This is a genomic window from Butyrivibrio sp. INlla14 (assembly GCF_900102515.1).
GTDB lineage: Bacteria > Bacillota > Clostridia > Lachnospirales > Lachnospiraceae > Butyrivibrio.
The window spans coordinates 1-1,949 of sequence record NZ_FMVS01000069.1; the positions used below are offsets into that span (position 1 = coordinate 1).

2 protein-coding genes are annotated in these 1,949 nt (G+C 37.7%); both read left to right on the forward strand.

Features of this window, described 5'->3' with window-relative positions; translation table 11 throughout:
* Positions 1-236 precede the first annotated feature (236 nt).
* Entirely contained in the window at positions 237-425 is a 189-nt protein-coding gene (locus tag BLO53_RS18820; protein ID WP_092065245.1) for a hypothetical protein, read from the forward strand.
* A 474-nt stretch (positions 426-899) separates the two neighbouring features.
* Positions 900-1,883: a hypothetical protein gene (locus BLO53_RS18825; RefSeq protein ID WP_092065247.1), complete on the forward strand. Its 984-nt coding sequence runs from the start codon at positions 900-902 to the stop codon at positions 1,881-1,883.
* Positions 1,884-1,949 lie beyond the last annotated feature (66 nt).

A 1,949-nucleotide genomic window follows, 5' to 3' on the forward strand; every position in this document is an offset into this window, starting at 1 on the left:
GTGAAAAGTTCAAAATGGTTCGTTCCTGCCATGGTGATACTGTAGCAATATTGCCAGGAAATTCCAAAACAGGTACTGAAGATATCAAGATAAGAAAAGATTAATAAATATACGTTTTATGACTTGAAAATATTTGATTTACAGATGTGGTTTTATTGACGGCGTGAATACGCTGACGATACAATGATAGATATGAACAAGTCGGAAACGCTGTTGAATTGTTGTAAGGGGGGAACATGAGCAGACAAGATAACAGTTTCATGGAGAGTGTTGTTGAGCGTTTCGGGGAAGAGTTTCCTGATTCAAAAGAACTTGTGCAGAGCCTGGTGGATAATGAAGTAAGCAGGCGCTGTGCCTACTTGAGCTGTATAACGCCGGGGGAGACAAGAGGGGGCTTGATGTTGAAGAGTCCAAGAAACGCGTAGAAAAAGCGGCTCAGGAAAAAGATAGCTTTAAAGAACTGGCGGAAAGCTACGAAGAAGTATTAAAATCCCTGGAAAAGATGAGGACTCTTGATCTTGAGGATGGAATGATATATCTGAAGGAAGCCATAATTGTGAATTATGGGTAAGTGGAATTAACTTAAAGTGCAATATATTGCTGAGGTGTAATGAGAGTACAGCCTTGGCGGTATATTGCATTTTTATTTACGAACTTGAAAGTGTATCGCTGTAGCGATATAGATGTCTTGGGTGTTAACTATCACTGTAGAGATACAATGAACATGATAAGACTTAGGAAAACTTTGGGATGCACTATGGAAGAGTTATTGATGGGCGAAATAGGTGAAAAAGCGCATTGACGCTGGATTTTCCAATTGCTAGAATGTAGTAAATCAGTATTTAAGGTGGTTAGCACAAAAACTAAAAATAAAAATGTGAAAAAGGGGTATGGGGGATATGGATGCAGCTAAAAGGGCACAGCTCAAACAATACTATAATGAGCATGTGGCAACTCATTCGGAGCGAGAAGCAGAAGACAAAGACGCGGTAAATGCATTAAATTCTGACCTTTCATTTGGAGGACGGATATATTCAGATTTTAAGGCAAATGACAAATGGCCTAATCATGATGGCTTTTTTGAATTTGTGCCGGAACCAGACGTTTCTAGAATTCCTGAGCAGATATTCGATGTTCAGATAAAAGGTACCCGTAATTATAGGGAAAGTGGCGGCGTAATATCTTATAGTCTAACCAGTCTGGCATTTCCAGCTTTTATAGGATATAAGGTGACGTCGAATCCTGGAATATTGTTTATAGTTCTGTTTTCGCCAGATCGACGCTCGCATCGACTTTTTTGGAAGCATGTTTCTCCTGAATTTATAAATGATATAGATTTTTCAAAAGAAAGTGCGACTATTCATTTATTTCCTCAGGATGAGATTAAAACCGATTACGCAGGAATGGAGAAGCTTTGGAGCAAGCTCTCTGAGATTGCGGATAATCATTTGTTCCTAAACAATCTTGATAGTAGCAAGATAACTGAGGAAGAGGCTTTAGATATAATAAATGAAACATGTAATGATCTATCTCAGATAATAAACGAAGTTAAAGGGAATGTTAAACTCAGAGATAGCTGCTCAAAAAAAATGGTTAGGAATTTATATTCATTGTGTTATGCAACCCTAGTCATGAATGCAATAAAATTAGGATATACAGATGTTAGCCAGCAGCTAGCATGGAGAATAGCTCAGTATGACCCGGAAACAAGGTATCTTTACGATTTTCTGAAAGGACTTAAGTATATTGGAATTCGAATTCCCAGAGCCGGACAGTCAGAAAGACTTATGCTCAAATACTATAGCTACCTTTGGAAGATTAGGAAGTTCCTCAAAGAAAAATGTGGGTTAAGTGTACTAGTGTCTTGTCTAATTGATATTTAATTAAATTAAGGCTATTAATTGCTGGGCTTTTCCATTATAATTAAAAGAAAACGGCGAGGTTACTTA

Excerpts from the sequence above, each read along its gene's own strand:
- BLO53_RS18820 (WP_092065245.1), top strand. The coding sequence starts at position 237 with ATGAGCAGACAAGATAACAGTTTCATGGAGAGTGTTGTTGAGCGTTTC.
- BLO53_RS18825 (WP_092065247.1), top strand. The coding sequence starts at position 900 with ATGGATGCAGCTAAAAGGGCACAGCTCAAACAATACTATAATGAGCAT.